This window comes from Halorubrum sp. SP9, from assembly GCF_005435015.1.
In the GTDB taxonomy this organism is placed as follows: Archaea; Halobacteriota; Halobacteria; order Halobacteriales; family Haloferacaceae; genus Halorubrum; species Halorubrum sodomense.
On the sequence record NZ_SGXU01000193.1, the window covers coordinates 1 to 767 of the forward strand.

Annotated in this window: 1 protein-coding gene; it reads left to right on the top strand. The window is 56.8% G+C overall.

Annotation, left to right across the window (positions count from 1 at the left end; translation table 11 throughout):
• Positions 1-273 precede the first annotated feature (273 nt).
• Positions 274-767 (top strand): NAD(P)-dependent oxidoreductase (locus tag EXE45_RS17165; RefSeq protein ID WP_137695045.1); only part of this gene is annotated, 494 nt, incomplete at its 3' end.

The following is a 767-nucleotide window of genomic DNA, read 5'->3' on the forward strand; positions in this document are numbered from 1 at the left end:
GGCGGCGGATTCCACGGGGACTCTCAGCGGCAGCGCAGTGCGATCGGTGTCGAAGACAGCAGGACAAACGCCAGTAGTGGGATCACGCGTACTCTCTTCTGCGACCCGCAGTCTCTCCGGTGCCTCCTCGCGTCATAGCCTACTGTAGAGCTGAGAGTCTGACTTAGTGCGGCTTTTGTCTTTTCAGTATGCCTGAACAGCGATGGCACGACGATTGGGGGCTGTTCTTTCAATATCGCAACTCTTTCACCGAACCGTTGAGCTAAACCATGTATGGATGGCCAACGTGTCCTCGTCACGGGTGGTGCCGGGTTCATCGGCTCGAATCTCGCGAACCACCTGGCAGAACACAACGACGTGATCGCTGTCGACGACTGCTACCTCGGGACGCCCGACAACCTCAGCGATGATGTCGAGTTCGTCAACGCCTCGGTCATCGACGACGATCTCCCGACTGACGTTGACGTTGTGTTCCATCTTGCTGCCCTCTCATCCTACAAAATGCATGAGGAGGATCCCGCACAGGGCGCTCGCGTCAACGTTGAGGGATTTGTGAACACGGTCGAGCAAGCACGTCAGGACGGCTGTGATACTGTTGTGTACGCAACGACCTCCTCAATCTATGGGGATCGCACCGAACCCTCACCCGAAACCATGGCCGTCGAAGCCCGAACTGGGTATGAAGCCTCCAAACTCGCTCGCGAACGCTACGCAGAGTATTTCCACAACTTCCATGAGATGACCCTCGCTGGGATGCGCTTTTTCTC